Below are 23066 nucleotides of genomic sequence, written 5' to 3'. Positions count from 1 at the left end.
TGGCGCCGTCGTCGAGACGTTGGGCGAGATGCGGCAGCTGCGCGATTGCCGGAAACCGGTGGACTCGACAACCGACAGGCTCGAGATCCTAAGCGGTGTAGAGGGATTCGAGAAAATGTCGGTGGGGCGTGCGATGCTCTGGCACATGGCGCAACCCACAACCGTCCAGCATGGTTTCATGCAGTGGGCGAGACCGGTGTCGGCGCGCCATCGGCGCGCCCGGGCGTCGGTGAAGAGCTCCGATGGAGACGGCACCGTCAGATCGAGGCTGACGGCCTGTGCGGGCGTGCACAGAATCGAACAGAGATCCGTGCGAGTGCGGAGTTCCGCTGGGGGTGAGTTTCAACCGATGTCCGTCGACATGTTCGAACGCCGGTTCGTCCAGGAATTGAGGAAGCTGAAAGAGTTTCGGCCGAATGACGTACGTGACCCGCGGGTGTGGCCGAGCGTCGGTTCGGACGCCGGGAAGCTCCCGGCCTGGCGAGCGCTGTTCACCTCCATGTGCCACTATGGGCACAGTACAGGCTACCGCTTGTTCGAATTCGAGGACTTCTACAACTATTGCCAGAAGGCGTACACCGAGAAGAATCCGAGCCGACAGAAGTACAAGAAATACTTCAGCGGCGAGTTGCGGAGTGGCATGCGTCAGAGGGTCGGGGTCTGGTACGAATCCGGCATGGCCGAGACTTACCTGTATTCCTGCTTGGCCGAGGCCATCGAAGACCAGATGAAGGTGGGCGTCGTTCTGTACGACGCTCGGGCGGACTGGAAGCTCAAGGCCGACATCGTGGTGATCATGAACGACAAGCCGATGCGCGTGAGCGCATACGTCGGCGAGGATCAAGAGCGGCCGAGCATCGAGGCGCGGCGCGAGGTGATCGAGAGAGAGCGGAAGAAGAACACCTCGCAGTCGGCGCACTGGAACAACACTCAGCTGGAGAGGATGAGACTGTTCGAGATCCAGCGAACCGACGATGACCTGCAAATCGTGAACGGGGTTCGACTCTTCTCGATCAGTGCGGTGAATCGCCTTCTCGTCGAAATGTACAAGCACGCACGCGTCGAAGGCGGATGGGTCTTTCCGGAGTAGTCGGATCGGCGACGGTAGCCGGTCGCCGATTCCGCGCGGTGGTCGTATTCGAGTGGTGCGTGGGACGCCGTCAGGCAGAGCGGTGGCGGGCGGCGGCCAATCGGGGGTGGCCGGTGCCCACGCCTCAGCGCTCCGAATCGGAGACGAGGAAGCAAGCGCACAGCTCCTCGGAGGGCGGCAGTCCGTTTCTCGCGTTGCTGAGTGCGAGATCGCAAGCGGTGTCGAAGGATTGGACGTCGTGGCCGTCGGCAAGCGCATCGGCTCCGTCGTCTGCATCGTATAGGCACGCATACCAGTGCAAGATGCGGCCGCGCTCTTCGGCGAGGCCGTTGTCGACAGTGGTGATCATCAGCAGCAACGGGTGATCGGTTCCAGGCGCTTCGCCCACGACGGCCTCGATCGCCATGCAACCGCCGCCGGTGTTCACGATCTGAGCAGTCGACCCGAACCGGTTGGCGAGCGCGTCGAGCTCAGTGCGGTAGGTCTCGCTCAGCCGAGCCTTGTAGGCGTCGTAGGCGTCCATCGGCGCAGCGTCTCCTGTCAGATCGAAGAACCCTTTCGAATCGACGCTAGTGCAGAACCCCGAGCGTCATCAAGGACGCCCCCGCTCGAGCGGCGAGCGCGAAGGGCTATCGCCGTCTGCCTAGTCCTGGCGAGCCGCCCCTTATCGTGCGGACGCTTACAGGTCGGTTCGATTGTCGGACCTCCACCGACGGCGGCGGGGGCTCGACGTCCAGGCGTTCCAACCGTTCCGGGGCCGGCTCGCCGGTCGGCGGCAGTACCTGCGCACCCGACTCCGGGCACGGGCGCGATGATTGAGGTTCGTTGTGGGAGTAGATCGTTCCTGTACGTCGGTTCGCGCGCGTGCGAGCGCCGCACCGGGAGCACTGGTGGGCAACGACATTCGGATTGCGAGGTACAGCCTTCACGCTGTCGAAGCTCCCGTCCGGTTCGACCATGAGTCGGCCGGATTCGTCGCATTCTGTTCGCGTTCCCGGCTGGCGGTGGCCGTATACGCGACCGCTGCGCAGATTGACGAAAGTGTCCTTGCCGCAGGTTTCGCACTTGTACTCGACGCGGCTGTCGACGTTCCCCATACCAAATGATCATCCGCCTACGTGGTCGTCGGCAAGTGCTTGGTCGCCTCCGCCGAGATCCTTGCTGCATCCGGCGAAAGGCTGACGCCCATCGCAGATGCGCCGAATCCCTTTGTGGTGAAGACGCATTCATGGGAGAGGCTGAGAATAGTTGCAGCAGAGTCGTTTCGGCGGCGAGATGGCTGGCGAGATCGCAGTGATCTCGCCAGCCCTCAAGTTCCTGGCCTGTGCTGGACGACGGCACGAGATCATCGACTGGCCCTAACTGCGACTCAGATAGTCCCAGATCGAAATCGGATTCCTTCGGAAGGCACGTATGTCGTGCAGCCGAACGCGGCGATGCTGAGCCTCGGCCTCCTCGACTGCGGCGAGCTGCACGGGATCGAAGTGCGCCGGTTCCTGTCGCCACAGCGGATGGGTCAGCAAGACGCAATTGTCGCTTGTGACGATGGCCGGCACGCCGTGGATGATCGTAGGGGAGCTGTGAAGAGCCTTGGCCGCGGACTCTATCCATTTGTCTTCGGACGGAAGCGATCTGGACGTGGTCAGCGGTTGCCCGGTGGTCAGTTCGAGCAGGTCGAGCGCGAGTCGCCAGTCGAGCAGCGCGTGTCGGCGCGCGTTGCCGTAGGAGCGCAGACAGTCCGGGCAGGACGTGTCGCATGTTCGGCTGTGGCACGCCGCCCCCGGCAACCCCGGCATCGCCACCCTGGCCGCCTGCCACCCTGTCGACCCCTGCGACGGGCCCGCCGTCGCGGCCTTGGCCACAGCCCTCAAGGTCGACCTCGTCGTGGTCGGCCCCGAAGCGCCACTCATCGCCGGTGTCGCCGATGCCGTGCGCGAGGCCGGGATCGCATGCTTCGGCCCCAGCCAGGCCGCCGCACGCATCGAAGGCTCCAAGGCGTTCGCCAAGGACGTCATGGCCGCAGCAGGGATACCGACGGCGAAATCACGCACCTGCACCAGCGAGACCGAAATCCGGGCCGCGCTCACCGAATTCGGCGCACCCCATGTCGTGAAGGACGACGGTCTGGCTGCGGGCAAAGGCGTGTTGGTGACCGACGACTACGCGGCTGCTCTCGCCCACGCCCTCGACTGCGAGCGCGTCGTGATCGAGGAATACCTTGCGGGCCCGGAATTCTCGGCGTTCGCGCTCTGCGACGGCAGCACCCGCAGCGTGCTGCTCGCCCTCGCCCGCGACTACAAGCGCGTCGGCGATGGCGACACAGGACCCAACACCGGCGGTATGGGCGCCTACTCACCGGTGGCGTGGCTGCCCGACGGCGTGGAGGACACCCTGTCCGAGGCCGTCATCGAACCCCTCCTGGCCGAGCTGCAGCGGCGCGGGACCCCGTTCTCCGGGGTGCTGTTCCCGGGCTTGGTCCTCACCGTATCCGGGGTCAAGGTCATCGAATACAACGCTCGCTTCGGCGATCCCGAAACCCAGGTCGTGCTCGAACGCCTCGACACCCCGCTCGCCGGACTCCTCATGGCCTGCGCGACAGGCACACTCAAACCCGACACCGACCTGCAATGGAGCTCCGACGTCGCTGTGAACGTCGTGATCGCCTCCGACGGCTACCCCGATGACCCGGTCACCGGCGATCCCATCACCGGCCTCGACACCGCGGCCGCCGTCGACAGCGTAGATGTCCTGCACGCGGGCACGACCCTGGCCGACTCCGGCGAACTGATCGCAGCCGGGGGGCGACTGATCAACATCGTGGCCCGCGCCGACACCGCAGCCCACGCCCGCTCGAACGCCTACAAAGCCGCTGACAGAGTGCAGCTGCGCGGACAGGTCCGACGCAACGATATCGCCGCCGACCTCATCTGACCCACCCGAATCCATCCAAGTACCACGGGAGTTCGCATGAACGATGGCTGGCCACTGCTCTCCCGTGACTACCCCTACAGCTACAAGCTCGGCCGGATCCGTCGCGACCACATCCGCGGTCGCGACGGATCACCGCACACGCTCACCATCCTCGAAAACGCTGGTGCCGTCTACGTCATCCCCCTGACCACCGACGGCACCATCCTGCTGCTACGCCAATACCGTCAATCGCGGCAACAATGGGGATGGGAGCTACCAGCAGGCGCCCGGTTCGACCACGATGGCGATCTCCGCGACCTCGCAGCGAAAGAACTGAGCGAGGAAGCCGGCGCGACTGCCGACCAGTTCGAATATCTCGGGTACTTCCACGACAGTGTCCCCATCACCACGTCCCGCTGCGACATCTTCCTCGCCCACGGCACTGTGATCGACCACGAACCATCGCCAGGACGAACCGAACTCATCACCACCCATCTGGTACCGGTAGACCATGCCCTGGTCATGGCACGCAGCGGCGAGATCACTGATGGCCGCTCCGCGCTGTGCCTATTGCGGGCAGAAGCGCTCCTCGCCGAAACCGGCGAGGCTCACACCGGAAACTGACTCGGTGCTGTTCATCGGGATCGAGCGAGATCAAACTACCGTCGCGTTCGGCAAGTCACCCACACCGTCGGATCGTTTGGCGACAGTCGAATACGAGACCATCATGGCTCCCGCACCGCCCCGGCCGCGTGATCACAGTTGACCTAATCGTGCAGCAATCCAAATTCTTTATTGCGGATCACGAGTCGATGACGAAGTACGCAGCGCACGGAAGTCGGGTCCGAATCCGAGTTCCTCGATCGGAAGGGTTCCACCCACCGGCCCGAACCATGCTGTCGGCACCGCATCGAAGGGAAGTCCTGGCTGGGGAACGTGTCGGGTTGGGGTGCATCGATGTAATGGTCCTTGTGCCGCGTCGAGGATGACGCGCATGTGCGGGTCGATGTGAGAGACGAACAGTGTGCTCATCGCTGTGCGGTCCTCGGTGACACGCGCGGCTTCGAACACGGCATGCAGGGCAGCGAATCGGACGGCAACGCCGTGGTGTGCCCACCATTGCCGACACCACGTGTATTGGCCTTCACGGTGATTCGCCGCCACCCGTACTGCGGTTACGGGTAGCAGCCATCGGTCGACGAAGGTGGAGTAGTGGCCGAAGCGCGGTGGTTTGGTCTTGCGCTCGTCGCCGTCCTTCGTGGTCGGTGCGGAACGTCGTGGTGGTCCGAACCATCCGGGTGGGACCGGTTCTGCGGATAGTGATGGCAGTGCGGTGTGTTTTGTTCTGGTGCAGCGGTGCAGGGGGCCGTTGGCGGCGTCGAGGATGATGCGCATGTGGGCGTCGATGTGGCTGAGCAGGAAGGTGGAGATGGCACCGCCGGATTGGCTTCGTCGTGAGGCTTCGAATGCGTTGTGTATGTGTGCGATTCGGACGGCGACGGGACGGTGCCGCCACCATTGCGCACACCAGGTGTAGGTCTGTTCACGGTTGGCTTCGGCCAGGCGGACGGTGACGAACGGGAACAGCCATTTCTCCCCGAAGGTGACGAAGTCGGGATACGCGGAGGGCTTGGGAGCCTTCTTGCCGGATCTGCCCTGAGATGGAGCCGGACCAGACGATGTCGTGGTCACTGCCCAGTACCGCCTTCTCGTCCGCTCCCATTGGGTGTTCGCGGCCGCTTCTCCAGCGAAACAGTGAGCTCAAATTCGGCAAGGGAGGCGTTGACGATCGGCGCGAATTCCGGGTGGTCCCACCAGAAGATCTTGCGCACGAGGATCGGCTCGTGATTCGGCAGGCGGACCAGGGCACGGTCTTTGGGCAGTGCACCGAGTTTGGCGACGTTGAGGATGGGCTCGGCGCGCCAGGAGACTGTGCGATTGACTCCGCCGGGGCCGATGGAGCGAGAGCGATCGGCGACGTCGTGCTCATCGATCAACTTCGACCATTCGTCGAGGTAGCTGACCGAAGCGATGTTGCCGCCATAGAGTTCGATCGATTGGGCACGCATCGTTTTCACCCCGTTCACACCCCACAGATCTTCACCTTGTTCGAGGACCTGGATGATGGTCACCAGAATGATCCCGCAGCCGCCACAGTAGGTGTAATAGCTGGGCAATTCACCGATGCGAGCGCAGTTGGCCGCCTCGTCGAGCACCGCCAGCAGCGGTACCGCCAACCGTCCGTCCAAGCGTGAACGTGCCACGGCGAGGGCGGCTTCGAGAATCTGCCCCACCAACGCGGCGGTCAACGGTCCCGCGGAGTCGGGGCCGGTCATCGACAGCGCGTAGAGCGTGTCGTTGCTCGAGACGAAGTGGGCGGGTTTGAATTGCGGCAGTGCGTGGGTGGCGGGTTCGGCTGCGATGTCGATGATGATGTTGTCTTCGCCTTCGTAGACGGTGAAGCGTTTGCGGGAGGGTGGGGTGATCATGCGGGCGTAGTCGGCGTCGGACAGCACGTTGAGGAATCGTCTTCCCATGTCGTACAACCCATCTCGTTGTCGGGCATAGAGGCTTTGCGCGTCGAGGATCCGTTGGGCAGGTCGGTGGTGGCCGTGGTGGCGCAGGATCAGCGCGGGTGTCTGGTCCTGGTCGCCGGACAGCCATTCGGCGACGTGCAGCAGGTCACCGTCGACGCAGGCTGCGGCGAAGGCGTATAAGGCGAGGAGTTCCTGAGCGCCTCCGTCAAAATACGAGTCGACTTTCGCGTTGGCTTGCTGCGCCGCAGACCCGGAGGAACCGCTGACGAAGAAGGCCGCCAGCTTCCGCGCGGCGGGCAGATTGTTGACCTGGGCGAGCAGATCGACCCAGAACTCGCATTCCGCGCGGCCGGTCACTGCTTGCAGATCACACAGCCACACGCGGCCACGCTGCGCGCGTCCGAACCTGGTGTGCCGGTATAGATCCGGCTTGTTACTCGTAGCCAAAGCGGGCCCCCAGGCCGAAAGTAGCCCGGGGATGGCCCAGGCCATCGTCTTTCCCGTACGTTGACCAGCGGCGATGAACACACCCAATTCCGCGGGGACGAACAGGTCGATGTCGCCGAGTACGGTGCGTCCCAGCGGTGGGCCCGGGCGTAGCCGGATGTCTGCGGGTGCGTCCTTGAGGAGGCGGGTCGCGGCGTCGCGGTTGTCTTGCGCCCGCGCGACAGTGATATTGCGGGGTCGGGCCATTGTTCTCGCAGCCGAGTCGAGGCCGGCACGTGCGGGGAGCCGCTTGCGAATCGCAAGCGTACCGGCCGCTACACCACCGGCGAAAATGACAGCGATGCAGGTGGATTGCCACGGCCACGGCCGTCGTCCGAGAGCCATCCCGAGCAGCGCGGCGACTGGATTGGCCGTCACCGGAAGTCCTGCCAGCCAGCTCCCGGCGCACAACGCGGCCCAGCCGAGCAGAGCAACGAGGACGGCAGCGAGGAACAGCAGCAGCAGCCATGCCTCTTCGCCGAGGCCGCCAGTATTGCGGCGACGAGATTCCCTCACCGGCACGACACCGCCGCCTTCTCACGCATCGGCTGACATGGAACTGTTTGGTGTGCAGTCGATTTCACGACTGAACTCCCAGATCGATCTGCGCATTCGCCGAAGCGGGCTGGTCTGGAGTGGACCCGGTTTCGGTCCAGATGCCGGCGTCCGCGTCGGCAAGGACTGCGTCGATCGCTTCGACGATCCGAGCACCGCTCTCACTCGTCGGCTGGACGTGCGTATCGACGGAAATTCTTCTGCCACTGGCTATTTCGATGCTCGACCGCGGTGAGGCGTCGACATCGGGTTGTGCGGGCTGGGTGGCGTATCGGCTGCGCAGGGTGGCGGCCTCGGCGCGGGCGCGGTCGCGGTCGTCGGACAGTTGCGCGATGCGGCCCAGACGTGGGTGGGACGGCTCGGTGCTCCAGTAGATGCCGTCTCGACCGAGGATGTAGGCGCGGTCGATATCAGGGGCGGGCACGCCGGCGCGCAACGCGTCGCGGCGAGCTGAGGCCAGCCCGTCGCGCAAGGCTTCGAGTTTGGTGATGCGGGCTTGGTCGTCGTGTCCGTCGAAGGCGTCGGCCACCGTCGTGTGCTCGCACGCGAGATCCTGCACTTCACGCAGGAGCTCGGCTTGCCGTAGCTCCCACACCTCTGATTGCGCGTAGTTGTAGCTGATCGGCGCTTCGCGCACGGCGCGAGGCAGCAGCGCTGCGCGGGCGTCGCGGCCGGTATCGAGATCTCCAGCATTTTCTTCTGTTTCGAGCGCGGCGTCGGTGGCGGCGATGATGTCTCGGATGTGATCGAGACTGGTTACCGTCGAGGCAGCTGCGCTGTCCCGGGGCGCGCCGAGGGTGCGTTCCACGGCAGTGCGCGAATCAGCTTCGGTTCGGTCGCGGTGCGGCTGGTTCGCGAGGGTGCGGCCGGGCTCCAGGTTCGGGAATCGGTGGGCCGCGTCGAGGATCGAGTCAGAGGAGGCCATGTCGGTGCCGTGGCCAGTGATCGCGCGTGCTTGTTGCAGGCTGCGCCAGAGGGTGTCGTCGACGGTGAGGTCTCCGGCGTGGCGTGCGCGGGCGAGTTGGTCGAAATTGCGGCGTGCGAGGTCGGGCCGGACTTCCCATCCCATGACGGCGGCTTGCAGTGTCTCCCACATCCGCCGGTGTTCGGCTGATTGGTGATGTCCCCATCGCATGGCGAGTTCGTCTGCGCGCTGGGTCATTTCCGCGGTATCGGCAGGCGTTTCGCCGAAGGGCGCGATTTCGCGCAACTGGTAGTACTTGGCGAAATCCGCGCGTAGTAGTCGTTCGCTGTGGTCTGCCGAGTCGGAATAGTAGGCGGGGTTGGCGTACCCGACCGGTTCGGTGATCCAGGTCATGGCTCGAGCTCGCCTTCTGGTGTGGCGGGGGGATGCTCTGTGAGCGGGGTGATGGGCGGGGATGGATCCTCGGCTATGGGTGGGTCGGCGCCGGTCATGGCGACCTCGACCGCGGTGCCGATGTCGGCGCCCGTCTGCGGGCGGCCCTCGGCACGGTCAGATGCGTCGAGGGCGTCGACCATGGTGGCGGTAGCGAGCACGGTGTTGGCGTGACGCAACTTCGCCAGAGATTCCAGTTCGTGCACAGCCTCGGCGCGGCTGGTGATCCAGTGGTGGTCATCGACTTCGCCGAGAAGTTCGCGCAGTGAAACTTCCTGCTGGGAGACCGTGGCGCCGAGGGCATCGATGGCGGCCTCGGCGGTTTCCAGTCGCTGGGTGAGGTTTGCGATCAGTTCGGCTTGCTCTGCGTTGTGGTTGCCGAGGTGATACAGCTCGTGACTGAGATCTTCGAGGCGGCCCAGCAGCCGGTGGGCGGGCTGCTGATCCCAGGCCAGGCCACTGCTGCCGATCTTGTCGGCGTTGTCGATGTCGGCGGAATCGACGCCTGCCTGGGCGGCGTCGATGCGCGCGGCATGCAAATCCTCGGCGATCCCGTTGACGTACATAGCCCACCGAGGCCGTGGATCGCTGATGTCGAGATCGTTGGCGACGGCGTTGGCCATCCACGCCGCACGCAGGAACGCCGCGTTCTGGACGGCTTTGAGCTTCGAGGCATGGATGGCGTCTATGTCGCCTGGCCCGAATCGGTGAGCGATCGCGCCGTCGCGCAAGGCTTGTGGCACATCGAATTTCGCGCCGTACAGGCGACGTATGGTCGGCCACAGGTCCTCTGGCGACATATTGCCGGAACCTGCGGCGTGTGCACGTGGCAGCGGGCTCGATCCGGACGAGTCAGGGCGTCTTTCCTGACCTGTCTCGGGATCGGGTGCTGAGTTGTCGAAGTATTTGTCGGACACCCTGTTTCCGCCTTCGCGGTTGCGTGATGTCCCTCGCGGAATGGTTTCTGGTTGTTCTCACGATGGTCGGCGCCAGCGCCACCGTGAGCGGGATCTCCGGCGGTGACCCCTCATGCCGAGTTCAAGGTCACCAGGGTTCAGCGGCCGGTCAGGGCTCGGGTCCGGGGCTGGGTGATGGCTGGGTTACGGTGGTGTCGGAGGGGGGCGGTTCGGGTCCCCACTGCCACTCGGTGTCGGCCGGTATCGCCACGTCGACGGCAATTTCAATGTCCCACTGCGCTGTCGGCGGGTCGAAGGGGTATACGCGCAGCGTCTGCGCGGCCTCGGTGATGAGCTGTTCAGGGGTGGGTGGACTGATAGCACCGTGTGCGAGTGGACGTTCGCCGTGGTAGTCCGCGTCCAGATAGGGCGGGACGGTGGAGGCGGGGTTGGGTTGCGTGTATTGCCGCCACGCGAATTCGAGAGTGAGGTTGTCCCAGCTATTGACCGCCACGGCTGTCACCTGCTGCAGGTCCGCGTTTTCTGCTGCGCCCCAAAGCTTCTCGGCGTCAGCATGGGTGAGCTGCGCGGCGTCGGCGAGTGCGCGGACCCGTAGATGCAGTAGTTGCATGTTGTGCTGGTATTCGGCTCTGGCGAACGGGGCTGTGCCGAACTCGTAGGAGCCTTCGGTTTCGCGGAGTTCTCGCGCGGCGGCCACGTAGGCCATGCGTTGCAGGTTCCACACGTCGACGCTGAGCATGTCGAGGTAGAACTGTTTGGCTTCATTCGCCGGTTGCTCGGACAGATCCGGTGGCGGCGTCGGGGTGTACTCGGCGCCGACGGTGCGGGCACGCTCGATCCAGGGTTGCGGGATCCCTGCCGACAACGCGATGCGTTCGGTCGCTTCACGCACAGCCGACAGGGCGTCGAGATGATCGAGCCAATCCTTCGTGCCGTCGCCGTCGGTGCCGTCGTAGCCGGCGGCCCCGAGATCGTCGATACGTCGGAACTCTGCCGCGAGGTCATGCACGCGCTGCAGCAGATCGATCTTCCACCGCTCGATCGACTCTGTCGGCGGTTCAGGGTCGGGGGCGGTCATCGCGCCCTCCTCAACTCTCCGCATGTGTTATGCACCAGCGCAATTCGACTCGCTGTGCTCATGGCTCCAGCTCACTGTCGGCGCGATGCTCGTTCTGCGGACCTGACGTTGCAGGGAACGGATGGCTGTCAGCCGACCAGTCGACCGAGAGTTCCTCGGGCAGAGCGGCTTCGACCGCCGCGCTGATCGCGGCGCTCTCAGCGCCGTCCGAGAAGTCGGGGCCGGCGACGGCGGTGTGGGCTTCGCTCAGCATTTGGCGTGGTGGCATCGGCATGTCCGGTAGCGGGATGTCGGGTCCGTGTTCACCGGCGCGGGCCAGCCGACTCAGCGACTTGCGTGCCGCGGTCGCGATGGCCGGATCGCCGTGTCCGCGCCAGCGGGTGTGTAGTTCTCCGAGGTCCTTGTCGGTGAGGTAGTGCCCGACGCGCTGCTGCCACTCCTGCGGTGTCACAGCCCACAAGACGGTCCGTTCCCTGGCGCTCATGCCGATCGACTCGGCGGTGCGTCCGGCGCGCATCCACAGCGCAGCCATGTTGCGGTGAATCTGTTGCGTCACCGCCTGTTCCATGGCCGAGACCAGTTCATCGACAGGTTTGCTATGCACGTAGGCGGCGTGGACAGCGGCCATGTCCTTGAGCTGTTCGACATCCTCGGCAACTCGTCGAATGGTGCGACGTTGTGCACGGGGGGCTGGATCGGGCAACGACTGATCATCGCGCCAGGGGTATCCGCGCTGGCCCAGGGTTCGGACTCGATCGATCCATTCCGCAGGGACACCTGCGGCGCGAGCCTTGATCTCGGTCAGGTCCCTGTCACGATCGATAGCGTTGATCTCGGTGATCGCCTCTACCGATGTTCGTGCGTCGCCGCCGGTTTCGTACATCTGCTGCAGCAATTGACCGCTCTCCAACGCCAACCCTTGGATGCGTTGAAGGAGCGCGACCTGATCCGGTGGGATGTTTCGTGCGCCTGCCGCGCGGTGTGGCTCGGTCACTACGACCCGCTCCTTTCGCCCACGCGCCGAGGGGCACAGCCGTTCACGGCTCGACCTCGGCAGACGGATCTGTGTGCGCCAGCGAATTGCTCGATACGTCAGGGGATTCGGTGGACCACGCCAGTTGGACCGCGGTGGGCAGCGCCGCGTCGACGGCGGTGTCGATCGTGTGCGCGAGGGCGGCATCGTCGGTGACGTCGAGCGCGGTGGAGATCTGCTCGTACATCGCCCGTGGTGAGGGGATGGGTTCAGGGGCGAAGGCGTCCGCGGGATCGATGCCGAGGGCGCGCAGGTCTCGGTGCGCCTCGTCGGCGAGACCGGGCCAGGCGTAGACACGCCAGCGTTCTTCCAGTCCTTGCATGTCGTAGGTGTCCACGGTGGCGGCCAGGACCCGCTGCCATGCGGTGGTGTCGGTGGCCCACATGCCCGCGTATTCCTCGGCGGTCAGCGAGATCGCGTGCGAGACCGCGGTGGCGCGCATCCACACTGCGGCCATGTTGCGTTCGAATTGGGCGGCTGCTTCGGAATCCGTTCCCGCGCCGATGGTGCTGGGATGCAGCGCCCCGACCATGTGGAGGGCGGCCATGTGCTGCAGTTGCCAGGTATCGGTTACGACACCGTCGATCATCTTCTCGCGGACAGGGTTTCCGGATCGCGCATCGGAATGCACGCGAAATCCCCTATTCCCCAGCAGCCGGGCGTCATCGATGTGTTCTTGGGCGATCCCGATCGCCTTGGCGTGGGTTTCGATTTCCTCGCGGGCATCAGCCAGCAGGTGTAGCTGGGTGCGCCAGGCCAGCACCGGGGCGTCCCCTCCCCCGGTACCGATCTGACATCCCTGCTGGAGAACACGGGCGCGATCGGCGGCCAGGTTCTGTATTCGCTCGAGTAGGCGTCGCCGCCAGGCAGGCTCACCTGCCATCGCGGTCGGTGGATTCGGTTCGGTCATTCATGCTCTCCTGCTCGTATCGGTCTGCTGTGCAAGGGTTTTGTTCGCCCTGCGGTCGCGGGCAGTTCCCGGATTCAGGGCTCGGGACCTGCTGTGTCGAGGAGCGCGGGCGAATACTCGCCCGGCTGTCCGGCGATGTCGTCGAGTCCGGAGGCTGTGGGTTCCTGGCCGATGAGCGAGGCCGCGGCAACCGCCTCGGCGATCGCTTCCCCGTTCCCGGCGTCGATTTGGACCGCTGATGCGGGCGTGTCGTCCGCGAGGCGCTCGGTGGGATGCTCCAGGCTGCGGTGGGCGGCCCCGACGAGGTCGACAAGAGTGGAATAGGGCGGCACGATCGGGTGCTGCTCGGCGACCGGCAGCTCGGCCAGCAGCCGTACGCGTTCTGCCTCGAACGGTCCGGACAGGTTGAGGTCTCGGTCACGCCAGTCGGTGAGTTCGCGGTGATCCCAGGCCTGTACCGTCGCGACGGAGGTGTAGGCCCATTCGGCGCTCGTCGGCCAGATCTGTTCTCGCTCGGCTGCGGTGGGATTGAGCAGCGACCCGATCCCGGAGATGCGTTTCCAGGACGCGTCCATGAAGTCGTTCAATGCTCCGACGGGCCAGAGCCGCTGCCCGTTCGCGTCGAAGATCTTGCCCGTAGCGGAGACTGCGAGCGCGAGACGTAGAGTGTGGGCCTCGGCACTCACGTTCTCGATCAGTGCACGGCGGTCGACGGGTTCGGGGGTCGGCCAATATTTCTGTACGTCGTGCCAGGTAATGGATTGTTCGCCTTTGCTGCGGATGTGGGTGATCCAGTTCTCGGGCACTCCACCAGCTCGCGCGATAGCCTCCAGTTCCCGGCCCCGCTCGTTGTGGCGCTGGTAGACGGCGTAGAAGGAGTCGGGCGCGATGGTGCCGGTGATCTCGCCGACTCTTCGGTGTGCTTCGAGCATGTCCGTGCACTGTTTTGCAGTGTTCTGAATTTCGCGCAGCATCACCTTGTGCGCAGCGCTCGGCGCAGTGAGTTGCGTTGGCTCGGTGGGGATCTGGTCTGAGGTCTCACTCATGGCTCGATCCCTGGCGTTGTCTCGGTCGCAGGGGCATGCGTCGCGATGGTGTCGACATCGAGCGGCGTGTCCACCTCGATGGGAATTCCGGCGACCTCGATCGCTTCTCCGATCTGTGTGCCGTGTGGCGAGTCGGCGCCCGGCTCACGTGGGGTCGCTGACAGCCGAGTTCTGACCTCTTCGATCATGTGGGCCGGAGTCATGCGCTCCCACACGCCGCTCTCCGGAGGCAGGCCGACGTCACCGAGCGCTTTGGTTTGCAACGCAAGATCAGTCGTGTAGATGCCGGCGTACCCTCGCCACCGCTTCCCCAGTGCAGACGCATCGAGGTCGCGCACGGTCGCGGTTGCCACGTCCCAGGTGTGTTCGCCCCACAACCGATCGGCTTCCTCGGTCGAGATCGTCAGGACGCTGGCGATGGCACGGGCATGCTGGGCCAAGACCCGCAGCTTGCGGTCGAACAGTTGCGCGGTGCCGACCTCGGCGCGTGCCCCGATCTCGCCATAGGTCGCTGCTACAGCGGCCATGCCCTGCAGGTGCCGAACCTGCCTTTCGAGCTCGGCCAAGAATTGGTTTCGAGGGATCAGCACGGGCTCGCGCCAGTGCAGGTCGGCTCGCCATCGCATCCCGAGATCGCCGCGCTCTCGACATTGTTCGATCCATGCGTGCGGGATCGCCGCTGCGGCAGCGGCGTTTTCGAGTTGTTGACGCAGCAACGCGTGCCCGTGGAAGTCCTCGTACCAGGAATTGGGCCGCGCCTGGGCGGTCGTCTGCTCCTGGACGTTGGCTCGGTCCTGCATCAGCCGCGCCATCGCCGCCTGATTGTGGACGGCTTTGAGGACCTTCATCTGCATCCGGGTCGGTTTGCTCGGCCTGCTCATCGATTTCTCCCGACCGTCCACGCCCACTGGGACGGGACTCCGCCTTCGGACGGCGCATAGCGACTGGTCATGGTTCGAGTCCTTGGTCCGGTGCGCTTGCGGATCCAGCCGTCGCCTCGGGTGTCGTGATCGGGGCGATGCCGGGGTCCTCCACGACTTCGGCGTCGATGACGTCGGCCAGATCGATCGCTGCTTCGATCACGGTGCCGTCGACCGCTTCGTTTGCCGCAGTGCCGGTGTCGGATTGCGTGGCATGGTTGACGACGATGTAGAAGTTCAGTTCTTCGGTCAGGCCGCGGGTTGCCTGCCACACGGCGAGGTCTTTTCCAGGGCGCGGGCCGAGATCCTCCGGCCCGGGGTCGGAGAGGTCGGAGGCGCTCATCCCGGTGTCCTCAGCGAGTCGCTCGTCGAACGCGTCGGCATGCGACTGGTGCGTATCAGAGAGGTCGGCCGTGCTGTGGGCGGCCGCGTAGGCGGCGGCCGAGCGCATTCCGGCGGCCTGGTCGGGGGCCTGGGAGTTGAGGGTTTCGGTGAATCCCGCTGCGCGACGGCGGATGTCGATGAGCAGCTTCTTGTATTCGACATCGAGATCGTGGCGTTGTTCTTCCCAGGCACCGCGGTTGATCAGGTTCTGGCGCTGGATTTGATGCAGGTCGTCTTTGTTCCCACGCTCGGCCGCAGCGTCGGCGGTGCGGCGGGCCAGGTCGGCGTCACCGCGTTCGATGATCCGTTCTTTGATCCGGCGTTCGAGCACGTGTAACTCTTCGGCGCGCTCGATCTGGCGGGCCTTGAAATCGGTTTCGAGCATGTGGAGTTCGGACTGATTGCTGGCGCGGGTCTGATAGCCGGCAGCCTTGAGATCGTGGATTTCGCGGTTCTGCTGCAGCCGGATCTCCGACTCCTCGACTCGGCGATCGAACTCGGCGGCCGACCGCGATTCGGCACCGCGCCGTTGCAGCAGGTTCATCGTCATCGCCGCGGTTTGCATGGCCTGCACGAATCCGGTCCGGACCGCTTGCCCGCCCTCCTCGACCGGGTCGCCGCCGCTCACGTTCTCACCTCCAACGCCGAAACACGCCATGCCACTGAAGAATCCGGCCTCGTCGCTCGTACAAAGACCGTGAGCAGGATCGATGGGTCTCGGTTGTCGGGCTGAAGGGTGACTGCGGCGACTCGAGCGAAGGTGACGTCGGTGTCGGGTGGGTGGTCGTCGGCTCCGAGGTGCGCGGTCGCGACGACTGAGACGCCCAGGTCTCGCCACCGCTGCCACTGCGGGCCGGTGATAGGTGCCAGGATGTGGGCGGTCGTGTCCGTGCGGGCGGCGAGCACCGGAACCATCAGCGGCGTCGCCGACTGGAACGACGCGCCTTGGTCGGCCTGCTGATCGGGTCGATAGGCGAAAACCGTCTGCACTGCTGCGAGGGCAACCTGCGACGGCGAGCAGCCATCGATATTTTCGAAGGGGGACACGAATTGCATAGCGCGACAATCAATCTTGGCGCTGCCATCGGATGTCCCGGGCTGAGCGCAGCCTTCGAGCACCGCTGCGGACAGGATCACAACCACCGCAACCGCTGCGTGCAGGGCCTTCTTTTCGGGGTGATCGCATGTCATCGCAGCCCCTGAGGGTTGCGGATCAAGGAACCGAGATCGCTGGTCCACCAGTCGATGAACTGGTCATCCGGGTGGGAAAGGGCTGGATTGGTGGTGGCGTCGACGACGAGGTCGAGTATCAGTCCGTTGCTGATCGCGGCAGTGGCGAGTTCCTCGCGCTCGAGACCTGACTGCGCCACGATCAGTCGCAGCGTGGCGACGTCGGCACCCCACTCCTGCCGGGCGCGCGCTGCGATCCAAATTGCTTGTAGTGCTGCGACTTTCGCGGCGACAATCGCGGTGTCAATGACCAGGTCGGCATGGAACCTCGCGTGCCAGATGACTGTTCGGTCAGGCCGACACACCGTGAAGGTTCGCAGCGTCGCTGTCGACCACAGCATCAGTTGTGGTCCGCGGGCAGCCAGGAGGGCCATCCGCTCCTCGGGTGTCGTGTTCTTCCCCGACCGGACTCCCCGCGCGCCGACCTCGGATTGGCCGGGAGGCGGTTCGATGCCGTCGGAAGACTCCCTGCGCCCCGTAGGGGCTGTATCGGGTTCTGTCACAGGCTTTTCCCTACTTCGCTGGTGCGGGAGTCGGCGGGGATCGCATAGCGGCGAAGATCGAGACGGTCGCCGTTCCACAGCGGCGCGATCGTGACGGTCTGCCCACTCTGGGGGGCATGCAGGACGAGGTCCTGGCCTTGCTCGTTGCGTCCGTAATAGATCGCGACGTGATGGGAGGTGCTCTCTCCCGGGGAGGTGAAGAAGATCAGATCGCCGGGCTGGCGTTGTTCGAACGGGATACTCGTTCCGGCAGGGTCGTCTTGCTGGGCTTGGGTGAAGTGCGGTAGCCGCAGTCGGCCGCCGGAGGCCTGGTAGAGCGCGTACAGAGTGAGTCCAGAACAGTCGAAGCCACCGCCGGTCGGCCCGTTCTGGTCCCCGCCGCCCCAGATGTAGGGGGTGCCGATCCACTTCTCGGCGGCCGCGATGATCGCAGCCCCGAAATCGCTTGTCGCCCCGGGCAGCAGTGCACCGGCTCCGTTGGAGCCGCATCCGCTCGCCGGTTGACCGGCTTGGGCCGTGGACAGCGGCGCAGGGTTTATGCCGGCGAACGTGGAGTACAGGCTGCGCGCCAAATCCAGTTGTCCCGCATACGCATTGACCCGGGCTACCTCGATGGCTTGTGCCAGGTCGGCGGGTGCCATGTGGTCTCGGCCCGGGATGCGATCGGCTTGGTCGTAGAACCAATTGATTTGATAGATCGGGTCCATCAGGGTGGCGATGCCCACTGATCCCCACACGCTGGCACGCATCTGATGGGGGCCCACTGAATCGCCGTCGTCTCCGAGCCCGTCTGAGCTGTAGTTCAGCGAATCGGGCACGGCGGGATTCGCCAGGTTCCGGAACGTGGATTCGGTGGCTTGCGCTGCGAGCTCGGCCAGGATCACCGTTTCGGGTTCGCCGCGTTGTTTCCCGATCACGACCCCGTTGCGGACCAGCTGTAGTTGCCCTTCGGTCAGTCCGTCGACTTGCACACCCGTGGAACCCTGTAACCCGCTGCCCGACACAGTCGTCGCGCATGATGAGATGGGCGTGGCCCCGATCATCACCAGGAATAACACGATCATGAGCATCGAGAGCGAAAATGCTCCCGCCACTGCTGTTTTCGGCAGATTCACGGGTCACCGCCTTGTCTCCCCGCCGTCGGCGGCTGCCGCAGTGCTGTGGTCGCTGCGCATCGCAGGTGCGCTGGAGTCGTCGTGTAGGTTCCGGGAATAGTTGTCGGCGGCCGCCGTTATTTCGTGCGCAAACCATGGGCTTTCCCGCTGATTTGTCGCCGGTTGCTTCTCATTGGTTTGTCGCTTTCTTCGAGTCGCCCCGACCGCATGGCCACCTGACGACAGCCGGGTACAGAGGGCGATAGAGGTGGATGCAAACGCGAGAGTTGTTGTGCGGTAGGCGCACTCAAGTACTCGCCCCACGCAGCCGGGGAGCTGATCCGCCCGACCGGGTTCCCGCCGAACTGTCGGAAACGACAGATCGCCGACAAGCGGATGGGATTACCGACAAGAGTCATGGGAACCTACACGTCGTGATCGCTCTGCGTTGTGGTGGTGAGGTGGTCGAAGCGCCGATTGGTGTTGTGGATCTGCGATTCCCGCTCTGTCGGGGTGAAGGTCATGCGAAAGGCGATGCCCGGCTCGGCGGCTTCACCCGTTTTGAGCAGGTAGCAGCCTGTGCCCGGGGGTGTTTCGCGGATCGGCGAGCCGTCGAGGCCGTCATCGGTCGGCGGCCTGGGTGCGGCCCAGGAGGTGACGAGTAGCTTTTCGGTCTCGGTGATCGAGACCGTGGCGCGGATGCGTTCGATTTCGTCGGGGCCGACGGGGCCGATGATCTTGGCGCGGGCGCGTTCGAAGAAGCCGAGGGCCTTCATGGTGGCGAGGTCTTTGATGGTGTGGCTGCACATGACCAGCCAGCACGCCAAGACCCGGTTGAGCCGCGTCAACGCGTCGACTCGGTCGACCATGTATTCTCCGACGCCCAGGACCCGCCAGATCTCGTCCATGACGACCCCGAAGGTGCGGGGAGGGGCGAGTCCGGCATCGGCGAGGGCGTGCGCGGCCGCGACCGCACCGAAACCTTCGCTCCAACAGGTCATCAGCACCGCGGCGAGGAGTTTGGTGTCTCCCTCTGGGATGCGTGAGACGTCCACGCACACTGCGGGGCTGTGTAGGTCGATCGGTGTGCTGGTGTGTCGGTCGAAGATCTCGCCCCAGGGTCCTTCGATCAAGGCGCGCAACGACCGTCGCAGCATTTTCGTGCTGGCCCGATAGGAGGGGTTGTCGTCTTCCTCGGCGAACTGGCGTAGTTGATCGGCGCCGTTGGAGATGACGGCCAGCAGATCCGACAGCAGCGGTGGACGGTCTGGCGTGAATCCTCCTGCTGGGCTGTAGAGTTCACGCAGGCTGGCCGCGATGAGCGTCTCTTCGTAGTCGGCGATCCTGGTGCCGCGGACCAACTCGATGAGCCCGGCGACGATGGTCACCTGCCCGGCTTCCACGCGTGCGGCGACGCGGCGACGCAGGTCGGGATCGGGGAGTTGATCGATCACCGAACCCAGCGCTCCTACGGCGAGGGGGTTGATACTGCCGTAGCCGTATCCCAGTTCGATGACCTGGCCGCCCAGTTTCTCGACCAGGTCGCGGTAGTCGGGCTTGGTGTCGCCCATGCACAGCACGGTCTCCCCCATGGCGACCGAGCCGGTGACGAGCCGGCGAATCAACGAACTCTTGCCGAATCCGTTGAGCGCCAGGATGAAAGCAATTGGTGCGGTGATGAATCCGCGCAGGAACCAGCTCATCGGATCGAAATGCACCGGAGCGGCGGTGATGTAGTGCGTTCCCACGGGGGTGCCGACCGTGGGTGCCGCAGCCCCGACCGAAAATGGCCACAGGCCAGCGACTTGGACAGTGGTCGAGCGCCATTCGGGCATCGCCGGCACCACCGAAGCCCGCCCACCACCCAAGCCCTGGTAGCCCCGGTCGGTCAGGGTCGCCCGCGGTAAGTGATAGTCGCTGCTGTTCTCGGCGTCGCTGCGACGCGCGGCGTTCGCGCGCCGATGGTCATCAGACGACAGTGCCCACCGTGCGGAGAGCCCACGCACTCCGCGCTTTTGCGCGGCGGCTTCGACTCGTTGCCGCGCTTCGGCTGTCAGGATCGCGATCCCGCCGACCTTGACCGTCCTCGGTGTCCGGGACGCGACCGAACGCGTACGGGGGCGACGTCGGCCGGTCATGCCGATACCCGTTTGGAGATCGAAGTATGCTCGGGCAAGATCAGCCCGATGCCGAGGCTGGCGGCGAACGTTGCAGCCTGAGCGGCGTAGCAGCGACGCACACGGAGTCGTGCCGCAGCCGACATGGCTCGTACTGACGCTTCGATTCCTGGTAGGTCGCCGTCGAGGGCGTCGGTGATGGTGATAAGGGCACCGAAGCGAGTCAGGCCCGCACCTCGGGCTTGCTCTTGCCGGGCGGCGCGAGTGTTGTCCACGCGGATCGACGCTGAGGCGGACGCGATTCCGCGTTCGGTCTGCTCTGCGGCCAGCGCGTCCTTGTAGTCGGAGTCGACGAGGTCGGCTGCCTCGGCGGCGGAGTGCAAGCGGTAGATGACGGCGACCCGTTTGCGGGGTACGTCCAGGCGCGGGCGCAGCAGTTCTTCGAGACCGGTTTCGAGGACCGCGCCGCGTGGGGGTGCGTCCATTTCCCAGGTGATCGACCGGGCGCCGTCGTGGACGTAGTGGTCCCAGCGGTCTGCGTGCGCGATGGGGCCGACGCTGTCCCAGGATTGGGTGCGCAGTATGTCTCGTCCGGCCGCTTCGATGTCGCGTTGGGAGGCTATGTCGTAGCGCGATCGCACCAAGCCCAGGACTTCCCATGCTTCCAGTGGTGTGGCGGGCAGGCCGGCGCGGGCGAGTTGGGATAGGACGCCTTGCAGGCGTTGTCCGATCTCGCGGGCCTGTTCGGCGGTGTCGCGGCGGATGCGGCCCTTGCCGATTGCTCGGTAGGTGATCGCGATCCTGGCTTCGATACGCACGCCGAGTCCGCCGATGTCGTTGGCGGCTTCACGCATCACGGTTTTCGCGAACTCCGGCGCGTCGTTGCGCACCAGCCGGGCGACTTCGCGGCGTTGCTTGAGCCGGGTCTCGACGACGGTGTCGACCACGGAGGTGACAGCGACGACTTCCCCGCCGCGCGATTGCGCGGCCAGGAACTGGCCGTAGTCCTCGACCCAGGCGTCGATCTGGGATTGGTCGACGAGCTCTTTGCCTCGCGGCAGCACTCGCAGCACCACGCTGTAGTGGTCGGTGCGCCGGATGTGGATGAGCGCGAACCGTTTGCCACCGGGCGTTTCGTACTCCGAGAGCCGCGAATCTGCCAGCAGACCAGGCAATTTCGCCAAGCCCGGAATCCGCGAGAACCTGCCCGCACGATATTCCAGCTCGCCACGCGCCCGCGCCATCGCGTACTGATACCGCAGCACGACGGTCTCCCAGCCGGTCCTACCGCCAATAGTGACCGCCAGCGGAGCGAACAGTGTTGCACTGCAAACGATTACGATGCCCGTCAGCGACAGGGAGTGGCTGAACATGAAGGTCAGCATCACCACAATCACCAGTCCGAGGCCGACCATACTCACGCCCCAGGTCAGCCCGAAAAAGCCTGCCGAGCGCGGCTTTTCCCATCTCCCGTACATGCGCGCTGATGTCATCGCCGCACCTCCATGGGACTCGGTGCGTCCACATCCCACCCGGCCTCAGTGGCATCTCGGAACTTGTCATCGACCGCCGAAGCAGCCTGCTGCCCAGCTTGTTTCGCTCCTTCTGCGGCAGCCATCACCGCTCCGGCGGGGCCCGCCGCAGCTGCCGCGCCACCGGCGCCCGCTGCCCCGCTGCTCTCCCCGGCGGCTGCGGCCTGGCCACTGCTAGAGGCTCCGGATCCACCGCTTCCGCTCGGTGACCCTCCCGATCCGGATCCGCCACCGGAGCCACCGGAATCGCCCGTTCCACCGGCCATCGGACGTCCGCCACCACCGCCTCCGCCGGGAGAAGGTCCGTCGCCCGCACCCCCGCCGGGTTTCGACCCACCGCCTGCGTCGTTGTCCCCTTCGGAGACCTTGCGAGCGTTCGATCCCCCGCCCCCGATCGATCCCATCGCGACACCGAACGCACCACCCGCGAGCGCCGCCGCCGCACCTCCCCCGCCCCCCAGTGTCGACACCGCTGGCGCGACCAATCGCATGAGCGCGGGCAGCACAATCGGTACCGACAGCAGCAGAAGCAGGCCCAACAGTACGAGCTGAGCATCTTGTTGATCACTGCTCTTTGTGCCGGCCGCGGTAAACGCAATGGCGTAGACGAGCGCACCGACCGGCTTCCACAGCACGAACGCCAGCGCCCACGACAGCATTCGCTTATAGGCTTGTGAACCAGGACCCGTACCGGCCGCCGAGGCCGCAAGCGGAAACGCGGCGACCACCAAGATCAGCACGGCCTGCCTCACGACCAGCATCACCAGCTGCGCGAGCATGCTGATCACGCCAAAGATCCCAAGCAACAGCAAAAGTGCCCCTAGCCCGCCATTGTGTCGAAGGTCGAAGTCCACTAATCGTGAGACAGCGCTGTTGAGGTCACCTCTCGCTGCGTCGAATATCACCCAATTGCTGAAAGCGTCACCGGCTTTGGTGCCCATCGTGATCAACGCCGAGAACATCATCGAGGCGAAAACCGCACGAGCAAAGACAAGAAAGCTTTCCTGTGCTTCGCCCGCCACGCCGCTTCGTTTGGCCATGGCAAGCCGGGCAGCACCGAAGAGAATGCCCGCGATCATCAGCAGCACTTGCAGGCCGCCGGTATAGCCCTGAATCGAGGTAAGCACAGGACCGGGGTCACCAGCTGTGGAGGCCAATTGCGGCGAAGGTAGGCTGACCCACCAGGTCATCGCCATCCGGAGTGCATTGCCGAACGCCTCTCCGAACATGTTGGCAATGCTGTCCAGGACCGAGCTCCCCGCAGATCCCACGGCCTTCTCACCGAGATTCTTCAACTGGCACACGGCACCTACGACATTCGGTAGGTTGCACAGGATCTGTCCTGGTGAGTCATGCAGAGGACCGGA

At 65.0% G+C, this 23066-nt stretch carries 21 protein-coding genes; 3 read left to right on the top strand and 18 right to left on the bottom strand.

Annotation, left to right across the window (positions count from 1 at the left end; all coding sequences use genetic code 11):
- Window positions 1-349 precede the first annotated feature (349 nt).
- Window positions 350-1090 (top strand): hypothetical protein, encoded by a 741-nt coding sequence (locus tag AB0L60_RS06955; protein ID WP_364608399.1) that lies wholly within the window; start codon window positions 350-352, stop codon window positions 1088-1090.
- A 124-nt stretch (window positions 1091-1214) separates the two neighbouring features.
- On the opposite strand, the gene AB0L60_RS06950 is transcribed toward AB0L60_RS06955, so the two are convergent.
- Both AB0L60_RS06950 and AB0L60_RS06945 read right to left on the bottom strand, forming a co-directional pair.
- Window positions 1215-1613 (bottom strand): hypothetical protein, encoded by a 399-nt coding sequence (locus tag AB0L60_RS06950; protein WP_364608396.1) that lies wholly within the window; start codon window positions 1611-1613, stop codon window positions 1215-1217.
- Between the two features lie 835 nt (window positions 1614-2448).
- A complete protein-coding gene (locus AB0L60_RS06945) occupies window positions 2449-2952 on the bottom strand; it encodes a hypothetical protein (protein ID WP_364608597.1) in 504 nt (167 codons plus the stop codon).
- Between AB0L60_RS06945 and purD the strand changes: the two genes are divergently transcribed.
- The gene (gene purD, locus AB0L60_RS06940; RefSeq protein ID WP_364608393.1) at window positions 2840-4021 is read left to right on the top strand and encodes a phosphoribosylamine--glycine ligase; all 1182 of its coding nucleotides are present in this window, start codon (window positions 2840-2842) and stop codon (window positions 4019-4021) included. The two genes, AB0L60_RS06945 and purD, sit on opposite strands and share 113 nt — an antisense overlap.
- A gap of 36 nt (window positions 4022-4057) precedes the next feature.
- The gene (locus tag AB0L60_RS06935; protein ID WP_364608390.1) at window positions 4058-4624 is read left to right on the top strand and encodes an NUDIX hydrolase; all 567 of its coding nucleotides are present in this window, start codon (window positions 4058-4060) and stop codon (window positions 4622-4624) included.
- A gap of 168 nt (window positions 4625-4792) precedes the next feature.
- Here the strand turns inward: AB0L60_RS06935 and AB0L60_RS06930 are convergent, their stop codons facing one another.
- The 16 genes from AB0L60_RS06930 to AB0L60_RS06855 all read right to left on the bottom strand — a co-directional run bounded on the left by AB0L60_RS06930 (window position 4793) and on the right by AB0L60_RS06855 (window position 22994).
- A complete protein-coding gene (locus AB0L60_RS06930; RefSeq protein WP_364608387.1) occupies window positions 4793-5692 on the bottom strand; it encodes a DUF4913 domain-containing protein in 900 nt (299 codons plus the stop codon).
- Window positions 5689-7545 (bottom strand): TraM recognition domain-containing protein, encoded by a 1857-nt coding sequence (locus AB0L60_RS06925; protein WP_364608384.1) that lies wholly within the window; start codon window positions 7543-7545, stop codon window positions 5689-5691. The genes AB0L60_RS06930 and AB0L60_RS06925 overlap by 4 nt, the downstream gene beginning before the upstream one ends.
- A gap of 58 nt (window positions 7546-7603) precedes the next feature.
- Window positions 7604-8896 carry a hypothetical protein gene (locus tag AB0L60_RS06920; protein ID WP_364608381.1) on the bottom strand — a complete coding sequence of 431 codons (1293 nt, stop codon included), beginning with the start codon at window positions 8894-8896 and terminating at the stop codon, window positions 7604-7606.
- A complete protein-coding gene (locus tag AB0L60_RS06915) occupies window positions 8893-9852 on the bottom strand; it encodes a hypothetical protein (RefSeq protein WP_364608378.1) in 960 nt (319 codons plus the stop codon). The genes AB0L60_RS06920 and AB0L60_RS06915 overlap by 4 nt, the downstream gene beginning before the upstream one ends.
- Before the next feature lie 148 nt (window positions 9853-10000).
- Window positions 10001-10930: a hypothetical protein gene (locus AB0L60_RS06910; protein ID WP_364608375.1), complete on the bottom strand. Its 930-nt coding sequence runs from the start codon at window positions 10928-10930 to the stop codon at window positions 10001-10003.
- A gap of 58 nt (window positions 10931-10988) precedes the next feature.
- On the bottom strand, window positions 10989-11924 hold the full coding sequence (locus tag AB0L60_RS06905) for a hypothetical protein (RefSeq protein WP_364608372.1): 936 nt from the start codon (window positions 11922-11924) through the stop codon (window positions 10989-10991).
- 43 nt (window positions 11925-11967) lie between these two features.
- Complete coding sequence (locus AB0L60_RS06900; protein WP_364608369.1) at window positions 11968-12873, bottom strand: hypothetical protein; 906 nt, start codon at window positions 12871-12873, stop codon at window positions 11968-11970.
- Window positions 12874-12947: 74 nt separating this feature from the next.
- On the bottom strand, window positions 12948-13919 hold the full coding sequence (locus AB0L60_RS06895; protein WP_364608366.1) for a hypothetical protein: 972 nt from the start codon (window positions 13917-13919) through the stop codon (window positions 12948-12950).
- Window positions 13916-14800: a hypothetical protein gene (locus AB0L60_RS06890; RefSeq protein ID WP_364608363.1), complete on the bottom strand. Its 885-nt coding sequence runs from the start codon at window positions 14798-14800 to the stop codon at window positions 13916-13918. The genes AB0L60_RS06895 and AB0L60_RS06890 overlap by 4 nt, the downstream gene beginning before the upstream one ends.
- Window positions 14801-14867: 67 nt before the next feature.
- On the bottom strand, window positions 14868-15851 hold the full coding sequence (locus AB0L60_RS06885) for a hypothetical protein (RefSeq protein WP_364608360.1): 984 nt from the start codon (window positions 15849-15851) through the stop codon (window positions 14868-14870).
- Window positions 15848-16414 (bottom strand): hypothetical protein, encoded by a 567-nt coding sequence (locus AB0L60_RS06880; protein ID WP_364608357.1) that lies wholly within the window; start codon window positions 16412-16414, stop codon window positions 15848-15850. Before AB0L60_RS06880 ends, AB0L60_RS06885 begins: the two co-directional genes overlap by 4 nt.
- Window positions 16411-16827 carry a hypothetical protein gene (locus tag AB0L60_RS06875; RefSeq protein WP_364608355.1) on the bottom strand — a complete coding sequence of 139 codons (417 nt, stop codon included), beginning with the start codon at window positions 16825-16827 and terminating at the stop codon, window positions 16411-16413. The genes AB0L60_RS06880 and AB0L60_RS06875 overlap by 4 nt, the downstream gene beginning before the upstream one ends.
- 125 nt (window positions 16828-16952) lie before the next feature.
- On the bottom strand, window positions 16953-18071 hold the full coding sequence (locus AB0L60_RS06870) for a C40 family peptidase (RefSeq protein ID WP_364608352.1): 1119 nt from the start codon (window positions 18069-18071) through the stop codon (window positions 16953-16955).
- A 404-nt stretch (window positions 18072-18475) separates the two neighbouring features.
- Complete coding sequence (locus tag AB0L60_RS06865; protein WP_364608349.1) at window positions 18476-19798, bottom strand: hypothetical protein; 1323 nt, start codon at window positions 19796-19798, stop codon at window positions 18476-18478.
- A 386-nt stretch (window positions 19799-20184) separates the two neighbouring features.
- Window positions 20185-21660 carry an SCO6880 family protein gene (locus AB0L60_RS06860; protein ID WP_364608346.1) on the bottom strand — a complete coding sequence of 492 codons (1476 nt, stop codon included), beginning with the start codon at window positions 21658-21660 and terminating at the stop codon, window positions 20185-20187.
- Window positions 21657-22994 carry a hypothetical protein gene (locus AB0L60_RS06855; protein WP_364608343.1) on the bottom strand — a complete coding sequence of 446 codons (1338 nt, stop codon included), beginning with the start codon at window positions 22992-22994 and terminating at the stop codon, window positions 21657-21659. The genes AB0L60_RS06860 and AB0L60_RS06855 overlap by 4 nt, the downstream gene beginning before the upstream one ends.
- Window positions 22995-23066: the final 72 nt, after the last annotated feature.

Origin of the sequence: Nocardia sp. NPDC051981, assembly GCF_040680715.1 — a bacterium.
GTDB lineage: Bacteria > Actinomycetota > Actinomycetes > Mycobacteriales > Mycobacteriaceae > Nocardia.
This window is presented reverse-complemented; position numbering and strand designations above follow the sequence as displayed.